The sequence below is a fragment of the Pannonibacter phragmitetus genome (genome assembly GCF_050510895.1).
Classification (GTDB): domain Bacteria; phylum Pseudomonadota; class Alphaproteobacteria; order Rhizobiales; family Stappiaceae; genus Pannonibacter; species Pannonibacter phragmitetus_B.
Map to the genome: position 1 here is coordinate 469363 of NZ_JBNINT010000001.1, position 22385 is coordinate 491747.

At 63.2% G+C, this 22385-nt stretch carries 19 protein-coding genes and 6 pseudogenes; 15 read left to right on the plus strand and 10 right to left on the minus strand.

What is annotated here, in order from left to right; all coding sequences use genetic code 11:
* Positions 1 to 53: 53 nt before the first annotated feature.
* A pseudogene (locus ACQB61_RS02190) lies at positions 54 to 1567 on the minus strand (aldehyde dehydrogenase (NADP(+))).
* A gap of 27 nt (positions 1568 to 1594) precedes the next feature.
* On the minus strand, positions 1595 to 2731 hold the full coding sequence (locus ACQB61_RS02195) for an iron-containing alcohol dehydrogenase (protein ID WP_430511309.1): 1137 nt from the start codon (positions 2729 to 2731) through the stop codon (positions 1595 to 1597).
* A 159-nt stretch (positions 2732 to 2890) separates the two neighbouring features.
* Between ACQB61_RS02195 and ACQB61_RS02200 the strand changes: the two genes are divergently transcribed.
* Entirely contained in the window at positions 2891 to 3832 is a 942-nt protein-coding gene (locus ACQB61_RS02200) for a LysR family transcriptional regulator (RefSeq protein ID WP_430511310.1), read from the plus strand.
* A gap of 12 nt (positions 3833 to 3844) precedes the next feature.
* On the opposite strand, the gene ACQB61_RS02205 is transcribed toward ACQB61_RS02200, so the two are convergent.
* A complete protein-coding gene (locus ACQB61_RS02205; protein WP_430511311.1) occupies positions 3845 to 4801 on the minus strand; it encodes a LysR family transcriptional regulator in 957 nt (318 codons plus the stop codon).
* 151 nt (positions 4802 to 4952) lie between these two features.
* On the opposite strand from ACQB61_RS02205, the gene ACQB61_RS02210 reads away from it, so the two are divergent.
* The 3 genes and pseudogenes from ACQB61_RS02210 (at position 4953) to ACQB61_RS02220 (ending at position 7368) form a co-directional block, all read left to right on the plus strand.
* Complete coding sequence (locus ACQB61_RS02210; protein WP_430511312.1) at positions 4953 to 6203, plus strand: flavin-containing monooxygenase; 1251 nt, start codon at positions 4953 to 4955, stop codon at positions 6201 to 6203.
* A gap of 38 nt (positions 6204 to 6241) precedes the next feature.
* Complete coding sequence (locus tag ACQB61_RS02215; RefSeq protein ID WP_430511313.1) at positions 6242 to 6655, plus strand: RidA family protein; 414 nt, start codon at positions 6242 to 6244, stop codon at positions 6653 to 6655.
* 36 nt (positions 6656 to 6691) lie between these two features.
* Positions 6692 to 7368 (plus strand): annotated as a pseudogene (locus tag ACQB61_RS02220) (DUF1028 domain-containing protein).
* A gap of 12 nt (positions 7369 to 7380) precedes the next feature.
* On the opposite strand, the gene ACQB61_RS02225 reads toward ACQB61_RS02220, so the two are convergent.
* Together ACQB61_RS02225 and ACQB61_RS02230 are read right to left on the minus strand one after the other, a co-directional pair.
* Positions 7381 to 8151, minus strand: a complete 771-nt coding sequence (locus tag ACQB61_RS02225) for a GntR family transcriptional regulator (protein WP_430511314.1) — start codon at positions 8149 to 8151, stop codon at positions 7381 to 7383.
* 13 nt (positions 8152 to 8164) lie between these two features.
* The gene (locus ACQB61_RS02230; RefSeq protein ID WP_430511315.1) at positions 8165 to 9883 is read right to left on the minus strand and encodes a glycerol-3-phosphate dehydrogenase/oxidase; all 1719 of its coding nucleotides are present in this window, start codon (positions 9881 to 9883) and stop codon (positions 8165 to 8167) included.
* Between the two features lie 267 nt (positions 9884 to 10150).
* On the opposite strand from ACQB61_RS02230, the pseudogene ACQB61_RS02235 reads away from it, so the two are divergent.
* From ACQB61_RS02235 to ACQB61_RS02285, 11 genes and pseudogenes are all read left to right on the plus strand, one after another.
* A pseudogene (locus ACQB61_RS02235) lies at positions 10151 to 10780 on the plus strand (FGGY family carbohydrate kinase); the annotation flags it as partial.
* A 96-nt stretch (positions 10781 to 10876) separates the two neighbouring features.
* Complete coding sequence (locus tag ACQB61_RS02240) at positions 10877 to 11596, plus strand: FGGY-family carbohydrate kinase (RefSeq protein ID WP_430514262.1); 720 nt, start codon at positions 10877 to 10879, stop codon at positions 11594 to 11596.
* A 44-nt stretch (positions 11597 to 11640) separates the two neighbouring features.
* On the plus strand, positions 11641 to 12174 hold the full coding sequence (locus tag ACQB61_RS02245; protein WP_430511316.1) for a thiamine pyrophosphate-binding protein: 534 nt from the start codon (positions 11641 to 11643) through the stop codon (positions 12172 to 12174).
* Between the two features lie 53 nt (positions 12175 to 12227).
* Positions 12228 to 12581 (plus strand): annotated as a pseudogene (locus ACQB61_RS02250) (thiamine pyrophosphate-binding protein); the annotation flags it as partial.
* 344 nt (positions 12582 to 12925) lie between these two features.
* The gene (locus tag ACQB61_RS02255; RefSeq protein ID WP_430511317.1) at positions 12926 to 13405 is read left to right on the plus strand and encodes a thiamine pyrophosphate-dependent enzyme; all 480 of its coding nucleotides are present in this window, start codon (positions 12926 to 12928) and stop codon (positions 13403 to 13405) included.
* Between the two features lie 79 nt (positions 13406 to 13484).
* Positions 13485 to 14566: pseudogene (locus ACQB61_RS02260) on the plus strand (ABC transporter ATP-binding protein).
* Between the two features lie 13 nt (positions 14567 to 14579).
* Positions 14580 to 15650 carry an ABC transporter ATP-binding protein gene (locus ACQB61_RS02265; RefSeq protein ID WP_430511318.1) on the plus strand — a complete coding sequence of 357 codons (1071 nt, stop codon included), beginning with the start codon at positions 14580 to 14582 and terminating at the stop codon, positions 15648 to 15650.
* Between the two features lie 3 nt (positions 15651 to 15653).
* Entirely contained in the window at positions 15654 to 16523 is an 870-nt protein-coding gene (locus ACQB61_RS02270) for a carbohydrate ABC transporter permease (RefSeq protein WP_430511319.1), read from the plus strand.
* Positions 16524 to 16596: 73 nt separating this feature from the next.
* Positions 16597 to 17433 carry a carbohydrate ABC transporter permease gene (locus tag ACQB61_RS02275; RefSeq protein WP_430514263.1) on the plus strand — a complete coding sequence of 279 codons (837 nt, stop codon included), beginning with the start codon at positions 16597 to 16599 and terminating at the stop codon, positions 17431 to 17433.
* A gap of 2 nt (positions 17434 to 17435) precedes the next feature.
* Positions 17436 to 17720, plus strand: coding sequence for a DUF2160 domain-containing protein (locus tag ACQB61_RS02280; RefSeq protein ID WP_430511320.1), 285 nt, complete (start codon positions 17436 to 17438; stop codon positions 17718 to 17720).
* Positions 17721 to 17800: 80 nt separating this feature from the next.
* Entirely contained in the window at positions 17801 to 19510 is a 1710-nt protein-coding gene (locus ACQB61_RS02285; protein WP_430511321.1) for an extracellular solute-binding protein, read from the plus strand.
* Between the two features lie 78 nt (positions 19511 to 19588).
* Here the strand turns inward: ACQB61_RS02285 and ACQB61_RS02290 are convergent, their stop codons facing one another.
* From ACQB61_RS02290 to ACQB61_RS02310, 5 genes and pseudogenes are all read right to left on the minus strand, one after another.
* A complete protein-coding gene (locus tag ACQB61_RS02290; RefSeq protein ID WP_430514264.1) occupies positions 19589 to 20107 on the minus strand; it encodes a helix-turn-helix domain-containing protein in 519 nt (172 codons plus the stop codon).
* Positions 20093 to 20281, minus strand: a pseudogene (locus ACQB61_RS02295) (sigma 54-interacting transcriptional regulator); the annotation flags it as partial. The gene ACQB61_RS02290 and the pseudogene ACQB61_RS02295, both read right to left, overlap by 15 nt.
* Positions 20215 to 20940, minus strand: coding sequence for a sigma-54-dependent transcriptional regulator (locus ACQB61_RS02300; protein WP_430511322.1), 726 nt, complete (start codon positions 20938 to 20940; stop codon positions 20215 to 20217). The pseudogene ACQB61_RS02295 and the gene ACQB61_RS02300, both read right to left, overlap by 67 nt.
* Positions 20937 to 21497, minus strand: a complete 561-nt coding sequence (locus ACQB61_RS02305) for a sensor histidine kinase (protein ID WP_430511323.1) — start codon at positions 21495 to 21497, stop codon at positions 20937 to 20939. Before ACQB61_RS02305 ends, ACQB61_RS02300 begins: the two co-directional genes overlap by 4 nt.
* Before the next feature lie 44 nt (positions 21498 to 21541).
* The gene (locus ACQB61_RS02310) at positions 21542 to 22384 is read right to left on the minus strand and encodes a hypothetical protein (protein ID WP_430511324.1); all 843 of its coding nucleotides are present in this window, start codon (positions 22382 to 22384) and stop codon (positions 21542 to 21544) included.
* Position 22385 lies beyond the last annotated feature (1 nt).

Sequence of the window (22385 nt, forward strand, 5' to 3'; positions counted from 1 at the left end):
TTTCCTCCTCCAGGTAGAAAGCGTGCCCCGGCGGGGCACGCGATGGGCGGGTTTCAGAGCACGCCTTCCGGCAGCAGGCCTGCCGGGAAATTCTGATAGCTGACCGGCCGCAGGAAGCGCCGGATCGCCATCGTGCCGACGCTCGTGGCGCCAAAGTTGGTCGAAGCCGGGTAGGGGCCGCCATGTACCATGGCATCGACCACCTCAACACCGGTCGGGAAGCCGTTGACGAGCACGCGCCCGGCCTTGCGCTCCAGCACGGGCAGCAGCGTCTTTGCAAGCGGCAGGTCGCCGTCATCCATGTGCAAGGTGGCCGTAAGCTGGCCCTGGAAGCTCAGCGCAATGCGGCGCATTTCTTCCGGTGTTTTCACCCGGACGACGAGGCCCAGCGGCCCGAACACTTCTTCCGACAGTGCGTGGTCCGCAAGGAACTGGCTTGCCGTCGTCTCATAGAGGTTCGGATTGGCGCTGCGCCCTTCCGAGGCGGTTTCATGCACCGGCTGCACCGTTTCGCGGTTCTGCAGGCGGGCCTGACCAGACTGATAGGCGCGGGCAATGCCTGCGGTCAGCATCACCTGCGGACCGGTCTTGGCGAGGGCTTCTTTCGCGGCAGCCACGAAGCTGTCTGCATCGCTTCCTGCCACCACAACGGCAATGCCCGGATTGGTGCAGAACTGGCCTGCACCCATCGCCAGCGAGGCGGCCCAGCCTGCGCCAAGGGCGGCTGCGCGGGCCTTCACGGCATCCGGCAGAACGAACATCGGGTTGACGCTGCCCAGTTCCCCGAAGAAGGGGATCGGTTCCGGGCGGCTGGCGCAAAGGTCAAACAGGGCACGTCCACCGGCGAGCGAACCGGTGAAGCCAACGGCCTTGATCAGCGGGTGGGTGACGAGGGCGCTGCCCACGTCCCGGTTGCCGCCCTGCACGAGGCTGAAGACGCCGGGATCAATGCCGAGCTTGCCAATGGCGGCATGGATGGCTTCTGCGACGATTTCGCTGGTGCCGGGATGGGCGGAATGGCCCTTCACCACCACGGGGCAGCCAGCGGCAAGAGCTGCTGCCGTGTCACCACCTGCCGTGGAGAAGGCGAGGGGAAGTTGGAGGCGCCGAACACGGCAACCGGTCCCACCGGGCGCTGCATCAGACGGATTTCCGGGCGCGGTGCGGGCTGGCGGTCCGGCAGGGCCGGATCGAAGCGGCGGTCGAGATAGTCACCCTTCTCGATGTGGCTGGCGAAGAGCCGCAGCTGGCCGGTGGTACGGCCTCGTTCGCCTTCAAGGCGGGCAGCTGGAAGGCCGGTTTCCTGGCAGCCAACCTCGGTAATGGCGGCCCCGCGTGCCTCGATTTCGTCCGCAATGGCGCGCAGCAGGGCAGCGCGCTCGGCGGCGGACGAATAGCCGTAGGACCAGAAGGCGTTTTCGGCGGCTTCCGCAGCGCGGTTCACCAGATCCACGGTGCCCACAGAGAAGGCGGCAGGCTCACCGGAAACGGGCTCGTTGTAAAAGCGATCGGGCGTCGCCACCCATTCGCCGGCAATCAGATGATTGCCGTGCGGCGTGTAAGTCATCTTGTCACTCCCCGGGGAGGCTTGCGCTTAAAGCGCAGCCTGCAGCATGGCGTGGTAATCTTCGGCTGTGGCGTCACGCGGGTTGGTGCGGTGGCTGTGGTCGGCCAGCGCACCCTTGACCACCTTGTCGAACAGGTCTGCGGTCACGCCCAGTTCCGAGAGGCGGGTGGGCAGGCCAATGGCGCGGGTCATCTCTTCAATGGCGGCACCAATGTCTGCATCCGCAGCAAGGCCCATGGCATCGGCAAGACGGGCGTATTTGTTTTCGTCCACGGAGGTCTTGGCGCTGCGGTTGAAGGCCAGCACCGGCGGCATGAAGATGGCATTCAGAGTGCCGTGATGCAGCTTCGGATTGATGCCGCCCAGCGAGTGGCTGAGGCTGTGCACGCAGCCGAGACCCTTCTGGAACGCCATTGCGCCCATGGTCGCCACGATGGCCATGTTGGCGCGGGCGTCGCGGTTGTTCGGCTCTTCCACGGCAAGGCGGATGTTGGCCCAGCCCCGGCGCAGGCCTTCCAGCGCGATGCCGTCGGCAGGCGGGTTGAAGGACGGGGCGAGATAGGTCTCGATGCAGTGGGAAATGGCGTCCATGCCCGTGGCAGCGGTCAGCATGGGCGGCAGGCTGAGCGTCAGCTCCGGATCGACAATGGCGGCTTTCGGGATGAGATAGGGCGACAGCAGCCCGACCTTGCGGCCATCTTCCAGAATGATGATGGCGGCGCGGCCAACTTCACTGCCCGTTCCGGCGGTGGTGGGAACGGCAATGGTCGGGAAGGTGCGGGAGGTGATCTTTTCCAGTCCGCCTTCGACCACGGCATAGGTCTTCAGCGGGCCTTCATGCGCGGCCATGATTGCAACGGCCTTGGCCAGATCCAGTGCCGAACCGCCACCAATGGCAATGATGCCGTTGCCGCCAGCTTCACGGAAAAGGGCAGTGGCCTTGACAGCAGCGGCTTCAGTCGGGTTGCCGGGGGTCTCGTCAAAGACGGCGGCAGGTGTGACGCCGGTTGCTGCTTCGATGCGCTCCAGCATGCCCAGAGCGCGCACGCCCTTGTCGGTGACGATGACCGGACGGGTGATGCCGGCCAGCGCCAGCTCCGCCTTCAGCGTTGCGATTTCGCCGTATCCGAACTGGACCCGCGTCACGTAATTGATCAGGCTCATATGTCCCCCTGCTTGGCTATTCCCATTTGGTAACCCAAGGGGCAGAGCATTGTCCCTCCCGTGGGTATTCCTATTGAGCGGGCAGGATAATAGCAGCGCTGAAGCTGTAAATACGCTATTCTTGGATACTGATATAACGAAATAGAAATTCAAAAGCCGATGCCGCGCACCCACTCCATGCCGCTGATCCGTCTTTCGATGCGGCAGATGCTGCTGATTTCCGCCATCGACGACAACGGCTCCCTGAAACGGGCGTCGGAACTGATTGGCATGAGCCAGCCACGCGCCACCAAGGCGCTGCAAGAGGCTGAGGACCTGACAGGGACGAAGCTCTTTAACCGCACCAACCGGGGGCTCATCGCAACGCCTGCGGGGGAATGCATGATCCGCCACGCGAAGACCATGCTGTCGCAGCTGACGGCCATGGCGCAGGAGATTCACAGCGCCTCTGACGGAGAGTGGGGCCGGTTGCGCATCGGCACCATTATGGGCGCGGTGCCTTATGTGACGGAAACCATCAGCGCCTTCCTGCGGCGCTTTCCGCGCACTTCGGTGGAAATTCTGGAGGATACCAGCGTGGAACTGCTGCGCCAGCTGGACAGGGGGCTGCTGGATCTCGTCATCGGCCGCAGTTCGATGAGCACCACGCCGCAGCTTTACAACGTCACGGCCTTCCATGATGAGCTGCTGGCCGTCGTGGCCAATCCGGCTCATCCGCTTGTCGGCCGCAAGAAGGTGTTGCTGAAGGACCTCGTGGATGCGCGCTGGATTGTCTACACAGCCTCCATGCCCATGCGGCTGTCGCTGGAGCAGGAGTTCCGGCACGCGGGGCTGGAGATGCCACGCGCCTTGCTGGAAACCCGTTCGGCACTGACCACCATGTCGTTGATGCAGGCCGAGCCCAACACGGTGGCGTTGCTTTCCAGCGATGTTGCGGCGTTTTTCGTCAATTTTGGCATGGCCAGTGTTTTGCCGATGCATCTGCGCTCCAAGAGCGAGCCCTACGAAGTGATCACCCGCAAATCCGCAGATCTCAGCCCGCCGACCCTCCAGTTCATCGAGGATCTGGTGGCTGGCGTGCCGAGTGCTGCCCGGCTGTGAGGGCGGCCATTCTCAGTCTTTTATGTCCGCCCGCCTTGGCATGAGCACCGGTGCATCCATGCCGGGCACGTAGCTGCTGGAAATCAGTTGGCGGCAATGGGTCTCGAAAGCCTGAACAAGCCGGGTGGGCAAACGCTGTCCGGCGCTCAGAAGACCGAGCCGCATCGGCCTGTGATCTCCGGCAAGGCGCAGGCTGACAAGGCGGCGCCCGTCGAGTGCGGCCTTGTTGCGCGGGCGCACGTTGGCCAGCGTATAGCCATAGTGGCTGGCGACCATGGTGCGGATGACATCGAGATGCTGGATCTGGGTAATGATGTTCGGGGTGACACCAGCGGCCGCAAACAAGCCGAGGAAATAGTCCCGCGACAGTGGCAGATCGAGCAGGATGAACGGCTGGTCCGCCAGTTCCGCCAGTGAGATGGCTGTGAGTTGCGCCAGTGGATCGGTTTCTGCCACCTGCACATGCGGCGGCAGTTCGGCGAGAGGGGTGAACTGAAACCCTTCCGGCACCAGCAGGTCATAGGACAAGGCAACGTCCAGCTCCGCCCGCTCCAGCCGTGTCAACAGCGTCTGATGATCGCTGACCGTGGGGCGGATGGCGACGCCCGGATAAGCGGCCTGAAAGCTCTGGCTGACTTCCGGCAGAACCATGGGCGCGAAGGTGAGCAGGCAACCGAGGGAAAGCGCGCCGGTGACCTGTTCGCAGGCTTCCGAGGCGGCGGTATAGAGGCTTTGCGCCTGTCCGATCACGGCCTTGGCCTCAACCAGCAGCTTTTGCCCCGCCGGCGTCAGCGACAGCCCCTGCGCATGGCGGCGCAGGAAAAGCTGGGCGCCAAGTTCTGTCTCCAGCTGCGAGATGGCGGTGGAGATCGACGGCGGCGAGACGCGTATGCGGGCAGACGCCAGCGCGATGCTGCCTGCCTCCGCTGCTGCGATGAAATACTCCAGCTGGCGCAGCGTGATCCGCATTCGTGTCTCCTTGTGATGCTCTGGCCGCTTGCTTCGGATTTTCCTAATCAATGCTGCAAGAATTCATATTTTTCCAGATGCAATCCACCCGCTAGACCTGAAGGAACCGGCGCAAACAGGTGGCCCGGGTAAATTGCGGAAGGACGGGCGCATGGCAGTCGAGACGATCCACACGCTGGTTGTTGGTGCCGGCCAGGCGGGTGTTGCCATGAGCGAGCACCTCAGCCGCAACGGCATCGACCATATCGTGCTGGAGCGCGGCCGCATTGCCGAACGTTGGCGGTCTATGCGCTGGGATTCCCTTGTTGCCAACGGCCCCGCCTGGCACGACCGTTTCCCCGGACTGGAGTTTTCCGGCAGCCCGGATGCCTTCGTGGGCAAGGAAGGGGTGGCAGATTACTTCGTGGATTACGCGGATATGGTGAAAGCCCCCATCCGCTGCGGCGTTGAGGTCAACCGGGTCGCCCGGCTGGAGGGCCGTCCCGGCTTCCGGGTTGAAACGTCCGATGGCGTCATTGAGGCGCTGAACGTTGTGGCCGCCACCGGGCCGTTCCAGAAGCCCAGCATTCCGCCGATCGTGCCCGCAGAAGCAGATGTGGCGCAGATCCATTCGAGTGAATACCGCAATCCCGGCCAGCTGGCGGAAGGCGCCGTGCTCGTGGTCGGCGCCGGGTCTTCCGGCGTGCAGATCGCCGAAGAGCTGATGCTGTCTGGCCGCAAGGTCTATCTTTCCGTTGGCCCGCATGACCGTCCGCCCCGCTCCTACCGGGGGCGTGATTTCGTCTGGTGGCTGGGCGTGCTGGGCAAATGGGATGCGCAGGCGCAGGCCCCCGGTGCGGAGCATGTCACCATCGCCGTGAGTGGCGCTCATGGCGGCAAGACCATCGATTTCCGCCGTCTTGCGGCTCAGGGCATGGTGCTGACCGGCATGACCGGCGCCTACCGCGATGGTACCCTGGCCTTCGCGGATGACCTTGCCCGCAATCTTGAGCGGGGTGACCGGAACTATCTGGCCGTGCTGGACGAGGCAGATGCCTTCGTCGCCCGCAACGGCCTCGATCTGCCGGAAGAGCCGGAGGCGCGTATCCTCGGGCCGCAGGTGGAGTGCGTCAGCAATCCCTTGCGTGAGCTTGATCTGGAGGCGGCGGGCGTTTCCACCATCATCTGGGCCACGGGTTTCGTGTCTGACTACAGCTGGCTTGAAGTTGATGCCTTTGATGAGGCCGGACGGCCGAAGCATCAGCGCGGCGTGTCAGCCGAAAAGGGCATCTATTTTCTCGGGCTGCCCTGGCTGAGCGGGCGCGGCTCCAGTTTCATCTGGGGCGTTTGGCATGACGCGGGGTATGTGGCGGATCACATCCGCATTCAGGACAATTACCTTGCCTACAGGCCGCAGCCCTGAGCGGTATGCGGCATCTGGTGCATCGAGGGGAAACGGCAATGGCACATACGCGCATCCGCAAGTTCAACACGCGGGACACCTATCCGGAGCAGAAGCTGGACAATGATCTTTGTCAGGCCGTGGTGGCACGCGGCACGATGATCTTTCTGCGCGGCCAATGCCCGCAGGATCTCGACACTGCAAAGAATATCGAGAGCCACGACCCGGTGGAGCAGACCCACAAGGTGATGCAGAACATCCGTCAGCTCCTCGAGGAAGCTGGTGGCCGGATGGAGCATGTCACCAAGCTGGTGGTCTATCTGACCGACGTGCGCCACCGCGAGGCGGTCTACCGGACGATGGGCGAGTACATCAAGGGCGTGTTCCCGGTCTGCACCGGCCTTGTCGTCGCGGCACTGGCCCGGCCTGAATGGCTGGTCGAGATCGACGCCACTGCCGTCATTCCAGATTGAGCCAGAGTGCCTGAAAACCTCCGGAAAGGAACATTCATGACCTTCTCCATCGTCGCCCGCTGCGAAAAGACTGGCCAGTTTGGCGTCGCCATCTCCTCGTCGTCGCCTGCCGTTGCCGCCCGCTGCGCCTGGGCACAGGCGGGAACCGGTGCGGTGGCGACGCAGAATGTCACCAATCCTGCGCTGGGCGCGAAGATGCTGGAGGAGCTGGCGAAAGGCGCCAGCGCAGCGGGGCTGTTGCGGCAGCGCGGGACAGCGACGGCTTCCCGGACTACCGCCAGCTTCTGGCGGTGGATGGGGAGGGGCAGACGGCCATTCATTCCGGTCCCAAGGCGCTCGGTATCTGGACTTCAGCAGAAGGGCATCAGTGCGTGGCGGCGGGCAATCTGTTGGCCAATGATGGTGTGCCGGCAGCGATGGTCGCGGCTTTTGAGGCCGCGCCAGGGGAACTCGGCGACCGGCTGATTGCGGCTCTGGCGGCTGCGGTTGCGGCGGGCGGTGAAGCTGGTCCCGTGCACTCTGCCGGGCTGCTGATCGTGGACAGACAGTCCTGGCCATTTGCCGAACTGCGGATCGACTGGCTGGACGAAGCCTGCCCTGTGGCGGCTGTTGCGAAGGCCTGGGAGGTCTACAAGCCGCAGGCGGCAGATTATGTTACGCGGGCGCTCAATCCCGTTGCGGCCCCGTCTTATGGTGTGCCGGGCGACGAATAGGCCGGGGCCCGTTCAGGCGGTGTGGTCTGGCCGGATGGTGAAGTGCAGGCGGGCCGCGTCCGTCCGGTAGAGGGCGGAGAAATACTCGGCATATCTGCCGCTTCGGATCGTTGAGCGGGATTCGATCTTGATCAGCGCCGTGCCCTTGCGGATCTGCAGATGCGTCGCTTCCTCGGCGCTGGCATTCACCGCCTCGACCCAGCGTTCCGCGCCTTCGAAGGCGATGCCATAAAGCTCCAGCAGCAAGGCATAGAGGGAACGGTCTTCCAGCGGATGATCCAGCAGGCCCGGTACCAGCGCCTCGGGCAGGACGCTGTGCACCAGAATACGTGGCACGCCGTCGACGCTCATGATGCGCCGCAAGTATACTACCTTGTCGTCGGGCCCCAGGCCCAATGCCTTGGCAGCCTTCGCGTCCGGCTCGCGGATGTCGGCGGCAAGAATGGTGCGTGAGACTTGATGGTTGCGGCTGCGGATATCTCCCGAAAAGCCGATGATCCGGCCCACGAAATCGCTGTCTTCCGTCTGCTGGGCCACGAATGCACCGCGGCCCTGCTGACGGTAGACGAGCCCTTCTGACACCAGCTGGCTCATGGCCTGGCGCACGACGATGCGCGACACGCCAAACTGGTTGCACAGGTCGGTCTCGCTGGGCAGCTTGTCGTCGGGCTGCATACCCCGCTGCACGATCATGTCCGCAATGGCAGTTTTCAGCTGCAGCCAGAGCGGAATTCTGGAAGAGCGGCCCTGAAGAGCCGGCATATCCAGGGGCTGATCGGACACGGGCGCATTTCCTTCATCCTGCCGGGCCCGCCGCTGTTCCCTGCTGCAGTTGCACCCGGTGCCTGGTTTTCAGCAGCCGGAGTGTGGCTTCCGCTTCCTGGTTCATCCGCTCTCCTGTCCATGACAGGGCGGAGGCCATGATGCTGGCAACTTCGCCAATACAGGCGTCGCTGGCCACTCCTTCGAATGCCATCAGCGTGCGCCGGAGGATCATGTCTTCCAGACGCGTAACGCGCTCATTACGAGTGATCCATAGAATTTCTTCCCTTGAATAGCAAGGTGCACTCTCAAGCCGCGTATCCGGCTGTAGTTCCTGCGCAATCTGCTTTGCCGCCGTGCCGTAACGCTTGATCAGCAGCTCCGCCCGCGCCTGGCTGAGGCCTGAGGATGCTGAAATCTGCGTGGCCAGTGCCTTCAGGTCCTGCGCGGTCCTGGGAAACTCCTTGCCGCCGCCAATCGGCAAGGCCGCGGTCGAGACACGGCGCGTTCCGCCAATGCGGGGCATAACCAGATCGGCGATCTGTTCGGCGCAGGCCCGGTAGGTTGTCCATTTGCCGCCGATCAGGGTCAGCAGCGGTACCTTGCGTGTGCCGGCGGGCTCAAAGATGCGGAATGTGTGGTCGCGGCTGATCGAGCCTGCCGCACCGCCGGTCTGCCGGGGCAGGGGGCGCACGCCGGAATAGGCAAAGGCGATATCCTGCCGCCGGGCGCGTGCTCTTGGCAGAACGGTGGCAAGCACCTCGAACAGGTAGTCGATCTCTGCCTCCGAGGTCTCCTTGTCGCCCGGGTCTTCGGTGCGGATGTCCGTGGTGCCCAGAAGCACGTGCTCGTTGTCCAGCCGGTAGATCAGGCAGGCCCGGTGATCCGGCGTTTCAAAGTAGAGCATGACGTCACCAAGACCTGCTGCAAGGTCAGGGCGTTTCAGCACCAGATGCGAGCCGCGCGTGCCGCCGGTCAGCCGTTCGGTAACGCCAAGGTTTGCATCCACCTCGTCGATCCAGGCCCCGGCGCAGTTGATGATGAAGCGGCAGGTCTTTCGGAAGATCCGGCCCGTGAGCACATCCTCCAGCAGGGCTGTATCCCCTTCGATTCCCGCAAGCCGGACATAGGGAAGCGCAAGGCTTCCCGCGCAGTCTTTCTCCGCATCCGCCGCCAACTCCAGCGTCAGCCGCTCCGGGCTGGTGATCCTAGCGTCAAAATACTCGGCGACGATCTTGATGTTGCCCGCAAGACCCGGAACCGTATCCAGCGCGTTCTTCCGGTTGACCAGTCTGTGCCGGGGCATGGAACGGTTGCGGTTGCTGAAACTGTCGAAGATGGTGAGGCCGAGCTTCAGGATCAGCGCGCCCTTGGGGCCTGGATCCTTCATAAGGCGCAGGAAACGCAAGCCCGCCTGCACGGTTCCTCCTGCCCAGGACAGGGCAGGCACCCAGACACGGATCGGGCTGACCTGATGCGGGGCATTCAGCAGCAGGCTGTCGCGCTCTTCCACGGACTCGCGCACCAGTTTGAACTCGCCCTGCTCCAGATAGCGCAATCCGCCATGGATCAGCCGCGAAGGCGCAGCGGATGTGCCGCTGCAGAAATCGCCCATGTCGACAAGCGTTGCGCCGATGCCCTGTGCGGCGAGATCGCGGAACACGCCAACGCCGTTGATGCCCCCACCGATGATAAGGATATCGCCGCTCTCCCCGCCTTCCAGCGCCTGCAGCGCCTCTTCCCTATGTCTCATGCTCTGTCCTCCCGGTTTGCCGCTACGCTGCCCCTTGCCCGTCCTCCCGGAACAAGTGACGCAAGGCGTATTGACAGGTCTGATCAACTCGCCTAGCCTCAACTTATTATAACAACCTTGCTTCAAGCAAGGGCGCAAACGGCCTCAGATGGCCGTTCGGAGGGATTGCCGGGGGCGGAAGAGGAGCCTCCCGGCGCACGGGAGGAGACTATCATGCGCGAGCGCCTGATCGGCATCGACGCCGGTGGAACTATGACCAAAGCGGCCATGTTCGATCTCGACGGAAACGAGATTGCCTGTCGCAGCAGCCCCAACAGGATGCAGTTTCCCAAGCCGGGCTGGACAGAACGGGACCCCGATGCCATGTGGCAGGCTGCCTGCTCCGCCATTCGTGATCTGCTGGAAATCACCGGCACCCCCTGAGGATGTGGTTGGCGTGACGCCGTCAGGCTATGGCGCGGGAGCTTACTTCATCGACCGTGACCTGAAGCCGGTCCGTCCGGGACTTGTCTCGACGGACACGCGCACGCTTCCCTAATCGAGGAGATGCGCGGCACCGGCGAGATGGCAGAGGTGGACCGGCTGGTGGGCGCAAGGATGTTTGCCACCCACGCCATTCCGCTGCTGCGCTGGTTCGACCGGTATGAACCGGATCTTTTCGACCGCACCTGCAAGCTGGTCTTCTGCAAGGACTTCATCCGTGCCCGGCTGACGGGGCAGGTCTCGACGGACCCCACCGATGGCGGCATTGCCGGGATCTTCGATCTGGCTGCCAACCGGTATGCTGCTGATGCCCTTGCCGCTGGCGGCGTGTCGCGCTGGCTGGACAAGCTGCCGGACGTTGGCCCTTCCATTGATGTTGCGGGGCATGTCACAGCGGAAGCTGCACGCCAGACGGGCCTCCGGGAAGGCACACCGGTGATCCGTGGTGTGGTTGATGTGACTGGTTCTGCCCTCGCTTCCGGTGTCACCAGCCCGGACCTTATCTCCGTGGTGGCGGGTACATTCAGCATCAATTCCATCATTCTCGATCAGCCACTGTTGACGCCGCCGCCGTTCATTCAGTCGTCCTTCCCTGTCGGGAACCGCTTCATTGCCACGGAAGGGGCGGCGACGTCTGCCAGCAATGTGGAGTGGATCTTCTCCACCCTGCTGGAAGCCGAAGGCGCGCGGGCCAAGGCCATGGGCTCATCCATCTATGAAGTCGGCAACAAGCTCGTGGCCGAGGCGATGGAGCGGGACAACGATATCCTGTTCCTGCCTTTCCTCTATGGCGGGCCTTCACATGTGCCCGGCGGCATCATCGGGCTTTGCGCCCGCCACACCCTTGGCGACGTGCTGCGTGCGGCTTTCGAGGGCGTGGTTTTTGCCCACAAGACGGATATCGACCGCCTGCTGCCGCAGGACGCAGCCATGCGGCCGAAGGTCGCCCGCATGGCTGGCGGGGCGTCCAAGTCGGGGCAGTGGTGCCAGATGTTCGCCGACGCGCTGAACACGCGGGTCGAGGTAGCCGACGGCTCCGAGTTCGGGGCCAAGGCAGGTGCCATCTGCGCAGCTGTCGCCCTTGGGCACCATGCGGATCTCGGCACAGCAGCGCAAAGGATGGTGCGTGTCTCGCGCAGCTACGATCCCCAGCCAGACCGCAACCAGGCTCTGGCCCGTAAACTGACGGCCTACAAAGCCGTCGTCGAAAGCCTCGCGGCACTTCACTGATGCCGCTTCACCCCACCCGTCTTCTCTGATGAATGGACCGGACAATGGCGCATATTGGCGACTTGATATCTGAAATGCTGGCACAATACGGGGTCGAACTGGTGTTCGGCATGCCCGGCGGCCAGACCACGGCCTTGCATGACGGCATCTCCCGCAGGACGGACCGTATCCGCCACGTGCTGATGCGCGACGAGCGTAACGCTGCCTATGCGGCGGACGCCTATGCCCGGCTGACCGGCAAGCCCGGCGTCTGTGACGTGACGGTTGGCCCCGGCGCCAACCTGCTCTCGGCTGGATTCCTGGAGGCGTTGAATGCGTCGATCCCCATGGTCGGCATCATCGGCGAACTGCCGCTCGACTGGCTGACACTGAAGGAAAAGGGCATTGCCAGCCAGGGCTTTGATCAGCTCAAGTTCTTCCAGTCCATCTCCAAGAATGCCTGGCTGGTGCCGTCAGTCTCAGCCCTGCCGGAAATCATCCGCACGGCCTTCCGCACCGCCGTCGCCCCCGTCCGGGGCCGGTCGCCATCATCATTCCGCATGACATTTTCGATGCTGAATGGGACGAGGATGTTCTGAAGCCCGTGGTGGATGAGCGCTCGATCCATATTCCCTACCTGCGCTCAGTGCCGGTGGCCTCCGAAATTGACAAGGCGCTGGATCTGATTGCCAAGGCGAAACGTCCGGCTCTGGTCTGCGGCGGCGGCGTGCATGGGTCTGATGCAGCGCAGGAGGTGACTGCCTTTGCCGACCGGTTCAACGGGCTTGTCGTGACATCTCTGTCTGGCAAGGGTTCGGTGCCTGAGACAAAGGATTACGCGGCCGGTATCCTCAATCCGCTCGGCTCCTGGGCGGCAATCGAATTGATCAAGGAAGCGGATCTCGTCATCTGGTGCGGCTCCAAGGCCAGCCAGAACACGGCGATGAACTGGACGCTGCCCCTGCCGGAACAGGCCACGATCGTCATCGATGCCGATCCGCTGGAGCATGGCCGCACTTTCCGCCCGACCGTTTCGCTCTATGGCGACGTGCGTGAAACCATCAAGCTTCTCGCAGCCGGCCAGCAGCCGGGTGAGAACGTGGAGTGGAAGGCGCGGATTGCGGCCGTGAAGGCCGAGGGCGAGGCCGCCAAGCAGCTGGAAATCGCCTCCGAGGAGATCCCGCTGTCGCCGCCGCGCATCATGGAGGCTGTCGGCCGGCGTCTCTGCGAGGATGATATCGTCGTGTCCGATGCCAGCTTCTCCGCCGGCTGGATCGGCGGTTACATTCCGGCGCGCAAGCCGGGCGCAACTTCCTTTATGCCCGCGGCCAGGGCGGGCTTGGCTATTCTGTGCCCGGAGCCATTGGTGCGGCGGCGACAAGGCCCGAGGCCCGGGTGGTCACGGTGTCGGGCGACGGCGCTTTCTCTTACACCATCGGCGAGCTTGCGACGCAGCTTCAGCAGAACCAGCGCGTGGTCAACATCGTTCTCAACAACGGGCGCCTCGGCTGGATCCAGCTCTGGCAGCAGCTTTACTTCGGCAATGTCCAGTCGGCTTTGCTGGAAACGCAGAGTGCACGGCCGGGGTTTGCGGCAGCCAGTGCCGGGCTCGGCCTGCTCGGGATCTATGTCGAGACGCCCGATCAGATCGAGGCGGCCCTGGATCAGGCCTTTGCTCATGACGGCCCCTCCGTCGTGGAGTTCCGCATCAACGATCTGGCCACACCGATACACAGCTTCAAACGGCGGCTGAAAGAAGGCGGCCAGATCCGCCCGCGTCCGGGCACCGTCTACAAGCTGAGAGACTGGAAGATTTCACCGGAGCTTTGATGGATGCGGGACCCTCTCTGGAGGGGAGGGTCCCTATGCCTGCCGCTGGCATCACCAGCACCTTTGGGAGGAGGATGGCATGCTTGAACTGCGCAATGTCTGCAGGAGCGCCGGTGCGACCGAATATATCACCGATGTCTCGATGACACTCGAAAGCGGCTCGCTGAATGTGCTGCTTGGCCCGACGCTGGCCGGGAAAACATCCCTGATGCGGCTGATGGCCGGGCTGGATGTGCCCACATCCGGCACCATTCACATGGGCGGGAAGGATGTGACCGGCATGCCGGTGCAGCGCCGCAATGTGGCGATGGTCTATCAGCAATTCATCAATTACCCGTCGCTGACGGTTTACGAGAACATCGCTTCACCCCTGAGGGTGCAGAAGAGAGACAAGGCAGAGATTGACCGATCCGTGCGCTGGGCGGCTGAGCTGATGCGGCTGACGCCTTATCTTGACCGAACGCCGCTGAACCTGTCCGGCGGCCAGCAGCAGCGCACGGCACTGGCCCGGGCTATCGTCAAGAACGCGAGCCTCGTGCTGCTGGACGAGCCGCTGGCCAACCTCGACTACAAGCTGCGCGAAGAGTTGCGCGAGGAACTGCCCCGCATTTTTGCCGAGACGGGGGCAATCTTTGTCTATGCGACCACTGAGCCGCAGGAGGCGCTGCTGCTGGGCGGCAACACGGCAGTGCTGCATGAAGGCCGTGTGGCCCAGTTTGGCCGGACGATTGATGTCTTCCGCTCCCCAGTAAACCTCCGCTCGGCGCGAACCTTCGCGGACCCGCCGCTCAACACGCTGGTGATGGAGAAGCGCGGTGGTCATCTGACCCACCCCTGCGGGCTGTCGGTGCCGTTGCCGGTCTCCCTCTCGCACATCGCTGATGGCACCTACACCGCAGGCCTGCAGCCGCATCACCTGAGCCTAGGGCGCAAGACGCCTGCCTCCCATCTCATCGAGGCGCAGGTTCTGGTGACGGAGATCACCGGCTCGGAAAGTTTCATCCATGTGGCCTTTGCCGGTCAGGACTGGGTGATCCTGACGGAGGGGTTCAGGAACACGATCCGGAGGAAGTCATCCAGGTCGGCTTCGAGGCATCTGATCTGATGATCTTCGATGCGGATGGCCTTGCCGTCGAGCACAGGGCGGCAAAGGCCGCATAAGGGAGGACAGGACATGGCAGAAATCAGCTTCGACCGTATCCGCCACGCCTACCGCCCGAACCCGGAAAAGCCTGAGGACTTCGCCCTGCGCGAAATCAATCACGCCTTCCGCGATGGCGGGGCCTATGCCCTGCTGGGGCCGTCCGGCTGTGGCAAAACCACATTGCTCAACATCATCTCCGGACTGCTGCACCCCTCGCATGGGCGGCTCAGGTTCGGCGGGCGTGACGTCACGGATCTGTCCACCCAGGAGCGCAACATTGCGCAGGTGTTCCAGTTTCCCGTCGTCTACGACACCATGAGCGTTTACGACAATCTCGCCTTCCCCTTGCGCAACCGCAAGGTCGAGCCGGGGCTGATCGATGCCAAGGTGCGCGAGACGCTGGAAATGGTCGGACTGTCCGGCCGGGCGGACCGCAAGGCGCAGCGGCTGACGGCGGACGAAAAGCAGAAGATCTCGCTCGGGCGCGGGTTGGTGCGGGCGGATGTGAATGCGATTCTCTTCGATGAGCCGCTGACGGTCATCGACCCGCATATGAAGTGGGAGCTGCGCTCGCAGCTGAAGAAGCTTCACCGCCGCTTTGGCTACACCATGGTCTATGTCACCCATGACCAGACCGAGGCCCTGACTTTCGCCGATGAAGTGGTGGTCATGTACGAAGGGCAGGTGGTGCAGATCGGCACGCCGGCAGAGCTGTTCGAGCGGCCCATGCACACCTTCGTCGGCTATTTCATCGGCTCGCCGGGCATGAACCTGCTGCCCGTGGCCGTGGACGGGCGCACCGCCCGCATCGGCGCGCATCAGATCGAGCTTCCGCATGGCGTGCAAGGCCTGCCTCCGGGCAGGACCGATCTCGGCGTACGGCCGGAATACACCCGTATTTCGGATCAGGGCATTCCGGTGCAAATCCGCAAAGTGGAAGACGTGGGCCGCCGCCGCATCGTGCGCGCGGTTCTGGATGGCCGCGAGATCGCAGCCGTTGCCCATGAGCACGAACCCCTGCCTGCATCGCCCCATGTGCAGTTCGCACCGGGCGGTATCAATCTCTACGCCAATTCCTGGCGTGTCGAGCTGGGAGCCTGACCCATGGAAAAAACCTGGAACAACAAGGCCTGGTTCCTCGTGCTGCCAGTGCTTCTCCTCGTCGCCTTCTCAGCGGTCATTCCGCTGATGACGGTGGTCAACTATTCGGTTCAGGACACGTTCGGAAACAACGAGTTTTTCTGGGCCGGGACGGAATGGTTCAGGGAGGTGCTGGCCTCGAACCGCTTCTGGGAATCCATGGCCCGCAACCTTCTGTTCTCGGCCATTGTTCTTCTGGTCGAGATCCCGCTCGGCATCATCATTGCCCTCAACATGCCTAAACGCGGCCTGGGTGTGCCCTTCTGCCTGGTGTTCATGTCCTTGCCGCTGCTCATCCCGTGGAATGTGGTGGGGACGATCTGGCAGCTGTTTGCCCGCACGGATGTTGGCCTGTTCGGTTCTGTGATGACCTCGCTCGGCTTCGACTACAACTATGGCCGTGACACGCTGGATGCCTGGTTCACCATCGTCCTCATGGATGTGTGGCACTGGACCAGTCTTGTGGTGCTGCTGTGCTACGCCGGGCTCATGTCAATCCCCGATGCCTATTATCAGGCGGCCAAGATCGACGGCGCCTCGCGCTGGAGCGTGTTCCGCTTCATCCAGCTGCCCAAGCTCAACCGGGTGCTTCAGATCGCCATCCTGCTGCGCTTCATGGACTCCTTCATGATCTACACCGAGCCCTTCGTCATCACCGGCGGCGGACCGGGCAGCGTCACGACATTCCTGTCCATCGACCTTGTGAAGATGGCTGTCGGCCAGTTCGACCTGGGGCCGGCCTCGGCCATGTCGATCATCTACTTCCTGATCGTGCTGCTGGTGTCCTGGGTGTTCTACACCGTCACCACCCAGCCCGATGAAGACCGGACCTGAGGAGCTCCCCATGACACAGGACATCCAGATGACGCAGGAAAGCCGGAGCGCGCCGGACTATCCGGTCGATGCCATGATCAAGGCGCACAGCATCGGTGCAAGCCGCCGTCAGCGCTCGCTGCGCTGGCTGATCCCGGCCTTTTACATATTGTTCCTGATCATCCCGATTTACTGGCTGGTCAACCTGTCCTTCAAGACGACCAACGAGATTCTGAGCGGGCTCTCGCTGTGGCCGCAGCAGCCAACGCTGCGCAACTACGCGGTCATTTTCACGGACCCGGCCTGGTACGAAACCTACTTCAACTCGATGACCTATGTGGTCATGAACACGGTGATCTGCATCGCCGTCGCCCTGCCTGCCGCATACGCCTTCTCGCGTTACCGGTTTCTGGGCGACAAGCACCTGTTCTTCTGGCTGCTGACCAACCGCATGGCGCCGCCAGCGGTGTTCATCCTGCCCTTCTTCCAGCTCTATTCGGCCTTCGGTCTGATCGACACGCACATCTCCGTGGCGCTGGCCCACTGCCTGTTCAACGTGCCGCTGGCCGTCTGGATCCTCGAGGGCTTCATGTCCGGCGTGCCAAAGGAGATTGATGAGACGGCCTATGTCGACGGCTATTCGTTTCCGCGCTTCTTCGGAAAGATCTTCATGCCGCTCATCGCATCCGGCATCGGTGTCGCAGCCTTCTTCTGCTTCATGTTCTCCTGGGTCGAGCTTCTGATCGCCCGCACCCTCACGACAACTGACGCCAAGCCGATTGCCGCAGCCATGACCCGCACCAGCTCGGCCACGGGCTTCGACTACGGGGTGCTGGCGGCTGCCGGCGTGCTGACAATCATTCCGGGGGCGCTGGTGATCTGGTTCGTCCGCAAGCATATCGCCAAGGGCTTTGCACTGGGGAGGGTGTAATCATGATCGATCTCAGCTGGATGGCCTGGACCTGGCAGACGGCCGCGTTCTTCATCCTGATCGGGCTGCTGCTCGCTGGCATGGGCATCTGGGAATATGTCTCGCCCGGCGGCAGCCCGCGCTACGGCATCCTGCGCATGACGACGACGCGCGGAGACCGGTTGTTCATATCGCTGCTTGGCAGCGCTTTCATCAACATAGCCTGGCTTGGCTTCGGCGGCCCGGATCTGTGGTGGGCTCTCGCACTCTCGGTTGTCTACGCCATAGGCGTATTCCGCTTCGTTTAGCGAGTAGGGACCCGGCGGAGCACTCTGCCGGGGGAGTGATGGTGCATACGCTATGGGAGGAAAACATGCGGAAGCACATAATGACATCGGCAAGTCTGCTTGCGCTCGTGCTGGGGGCAGGTCAGGCCCAGGCGGGCATGGACGAGGCGAAGGCATTCCTTGACAGTGAAATCAAGGACATGTCCGTTCTCGACCGGGCAGCGCAGGAAGCGGAAATGCAGTGGTTCGTGGATGCCGCCAAGCCGTTCCAGGGCCTGTCGCTGCGCGTCGTCTCCGAAACGATCACCGCCCACGACTATGAATCCAAGGTTCTTGCACCGGCGTTTGAGCGGATCACGGGGATCAAGGTCAGCCATGATCTGATCGGCGAAGGCGACGTGATCGAGAAGCTGCAGACGCAGATGCAGTCGGGTGACAACATCTACGATGCCTATGTCAATGACTCCGACCTGATCGGTACACATTGGCGCTACCAGCAGGCCCGCAACCTGACCAAGTGGATGGCGGGCGATGCCAAGGACGTGACGAACCCCGGACTGGATCTCGCGGACTTCATCGGTACATCCTTCACCACCGCTCCGGATGGCGACCTCTACCAGCTGCCGGACCAGCAGTTCGCGAACCTTTACTGGTTCCGGTACGACTGGTTCAGTGACGAGAAGAACAAGGCCGACTTCAGGGCCAAGTATGGCTATGACCTCGGCGTCCCGGTGAACTGGTCCGCCTATGAGGATATCGCCGAGTTCTTCACCGGACGCGAGATCAACGGCAGGAAGGTCTTCGGCCATATGGACTATGGCAAGAAGGACCCGTCACTCGGCTGGCGCTTCACCGATGCCTGGCTCTCCATGGCCGGAAACGGCGACAAGGGCATCCCTAACGGCAAGCCGGTGGATGAGTGGGGCATCAAGGTTGACGAGAACTCCCGCCCGGTCGGCTCCTGTGTTGCCCGTGGCGGCGATACCAATGGCCCGGCGTCTGTCTATTCTGTCGCCAAATATCTGGAATGGCTGAAGAAATACGCTCCGCCGCAGGCTCAGTCCATGACCTTCTCGGAAGCCGGCCCCGTCCCCGCGCAAGGAGACGTGGCTCAGCAGATCTTCTGGTACACGGTTTTCACCGCCGACATGGTCAAGCCCGGCCTTGCGGTGGTGAACGAGGACGGTACGCCGAAGTGGCGCATGGCGCCGTCCCCGCATGGCGTCTATTGGAAGGACGGCATGAAGCTCGGCTATCAGGATGTGGGGTCCTGGACGATCCTGAAGTCCACCCCGGATGACCGCGCCAAGGCGGCCTGGCTCTATGCGCAGTTCGTTACGTCGAAGACGGTCGATCTGAAGAAGAGCCACGTGGCAATCAGCTTCGTGCGCCAGTCAACGCTTGACCATCCGAGCTTCACCGAACGTGCGCCGGAACTGGGTGGCCTTGTCGAGTTCTACCGCTCGCCAGCCCGCCTGCAGTGGTCACCGACGGGAACCAACGTGCCGGATTATCCGAAGCTTGCCCAGCTCTGGTGGCAGGCCATCGGTGATGCAGCGGCGGGAACCAAGACCCCGCAGGAGGCGATGGATTCCCTCTGCGCCGAACAGGAAAAGGTCCTCTCTCGTCTGGAGCGCGCCGGAGTGCAGGGTGATCTCGGCCCGAAGCTGGCCGAAGAGCATGACCTTCAGTACTGGCATGACGATGCGGTGAAGAAGGGCAATCTCGCCCCGCAGCTGCCCATCGAAAACGAGAAGGAACAGCCGGTCACCGTCAACTACGATGAGCTGGTGAAGAGCTGGCTCAAGTAACCGGGACCATTCCGGTCTGATGTCTCTGACGGCCAGGATGTTTCCAGCATTCTGGCCGTTTCGCTTGTCTGGCCGTCCTCAGCCTTCCTCATCCCGGCTGATGCCGAGGCGGCGCATTTTTTCCCAAAGGGTGCTGCGGGAGATGCCGAGGCTGGCAGCGGCGGCGCTGGCGGACCCCTCCGCCTGAGCGAGTGCCGCGATGATATGGGCCTTTTCGGCGGCATCGCGCACATCGGCAAGGGGTGTCCCCGGATCTGCGGCAGAGGCTTGCGGTGCTGCCGTATCTTGCGCCCTGATGGCGCCTTCGGGAAAGAGATCCGCTTCCGTCAATGTGCTGCCGCTGCCGAGTGCAACGGCGCGCTCTACGCGGTTGATCAGCTCACGGAAGTTGCCTGGCCAGGCATGCTGTTGTGCGGCCGCCTTGGCTGCGCCGCTCAACGAAGGTGCGCCAAGGCCCATGCGGGCCGCTGCTTCACCCGCAAGGCGCTCCAGCAGGGCCGGGATTTCATCCCGCCGCGCGCGCAAGGGCGGCAGCTTGCAGGTGATGACATTGATGCGGAACCACAGGTCTTCGCGGAATGAGCCGCTCGTGGCCATGGCTTCCAGATCCTTGTTGGTTGCGCAGACCACCCGTGCCTCGAAGCGCCGGCTCTGGCTGGCACCCAGGCGCCGGAACTCCCGCGTCTCCAGCACCCGCAGCAGCTTCACCTGCAAGGCGGGCGGCAGATCGCCGATCTCGTCGAGAAAAAGTGTGCCGTCTTCCGCTTCCTCGAAGAAGCCCCGATGAGCTGCGCCCGCACCGGTGAAAGCGCCGCGCTCGTGGCCAAAGAGCAGGAATCGGCGAGCTCCGCAGGCAGTGCGCCGCAGTTGACCGGCACGAAGGGCTTGCCCTTGCGCGGCCCTGCCTCATGCACATAGCGGGCTGCCACCTCCTTGCCTGAGCCCGTTTCCCCAAGCAGCAGCACAGGCAGATCGATGGCTGCTGCGCGGCGCAAGGTGCTGCCTGCCTTTTCCATGGCAGGGCTGCCGGAAAAAGGATCTGCGGTGCTGCCTGCCGCATTGCGGCGGCGGCTCGCGATCGTCTGGAGCGTGTCGACAAGGGTATCGAGATCGAAGGGCTTGCTGACGTAATCGAGCGCCCCGTCGCGCACCAGCCGCACGGCCTGGTCAATGTCGCCATAGGCGGTCATGAAGATCACCGGCACCATGCCACAGCGCTCGAAATGCTGCCGCATGACGCTTTCGCCATCCCCGTCCGGCAGGCGGATGTCGGACAGGATGATGTCCGGAGCGTCCGTGTCCAAAGCAGCGCGGGCTTCGCTGGCCGAGCGGGCCCAGCGGACCTTGAAGCCTTCCAGCTCCAGCCGCTGGCGCAGGGAGGCGCCAAGGGTCACGTCGTCCTCGACCACGAGGATGCGGTTTGCGGTCATCTGGCTGCGCTCCCGTTTTCCGGCTCGCTACCGAGGGTCAACTGCACCGTGGTCCCTTCGCCTTCCTTGCTGCGGATCGACAGGTCCGCCCCGATCCGCGCCACCAGATTGGACACCACCCAGATGCCGATGCTGCGTTCCACCGGCACATCATCGACCTGACCGGAAATGATGGCCGCCACCAGTTCCGGCGGCATGCCGGGGCCTTCATCGCTGACCTTCAGCACAACCGTACGCATGGCTTCGTCCTGGGACAGGCCCACGGTCACAGTGCCACCAGGCGGGGAGGCGCGCACCGCGTTGAGCATCAGGTTGATGAGGATCTGGCGCAGGGCGTCGGCATCAGTCATCACCTGTGCCGTCTCATCCAGCTCCCACGCGAGAATAACTCCAGCGCGCCGGGCCTCCGGTGCAATCAGCAACTCGAGGTCCCGAATATCTCTCATGCTCAGAAGTTTTGCACCCGAGCGCCTGCGGTAGGTGGACAGGGTGACATCCACGACGCGGCCAATGCTGTCGAGCCCGTTCTCCAGAAAATCGAGGGTTTCCTTGCGCACTTCTTCCCGCTCGCCAAACCGGCGCAAAGTGGAAATGCCGTTCTTCAGCCCGGCGAGGGGTTGCGCACCTCATGGGCGATGCTGGCAGCCATGCGTGCCAGAAGTCCGTCCCGTTCCTGCTGCGCCATCTGTTCCAGCATGCTCACCCGCTGGGCCTCTGATTGCTCCCGCAGGGCAAGGGCAGATTCCAGCTGGCGCAGTTCATCTCCGTGCCGCCATCTGGCATTCCCGGCAGCATCGGTTTCCCGATCGGCCAGGCGGTCGATGAACCGGTCGAGGGGCATGAGAGCGCGGCGCGTCACTGCATAAGTGGCGAGCGCCGCAATGATGGCAACGAGAATGTCGATCCCCAGAGCGACGCTTGCCGCCATGCTGGCTGCGTCTTCAAGAGGCGTCGTGTCAAAGGTGGCAGCAAGATAGAGGCGCCGGTCCTCAAGAGGATAGCTGCGGGCAATCAGCAGCACCGGCCGGTCCGGCACGCTGGTGAGGCTCACACCTTCCGGTCCCAGTGTTTGCGCCTCGCTGAGCGCCTGGTTTAGAAGGTCGGCGTCCGTTTCCGCCAGCACAGCCGTGCGGATGGTTCCGGCCCTGTCTGTCCAACGGGCTGCCATGCTCTGCTCAAGCAATGCCGTTCGGAAGGTGAGGGAAGCCGCGAGTTGGGCTGCCACAGCCTCCTCGGTATCCTTCCCCTTGATCTCAGCAGCAATATGACCAGCCACAGCATCCAGAAACACCAGCGCCTGATCCCTGAGGCCGGTTTCGTTGCTGGAGCGCAGCACCATGACGCCGATCTGGGTTGTGCCCACCGCCACGACGAACATGGCGATGGCTACAAACAGGGGCAGCGCTACGGACAGAGGCAGCTTTGATCGCAAAGTTGTCGTCATG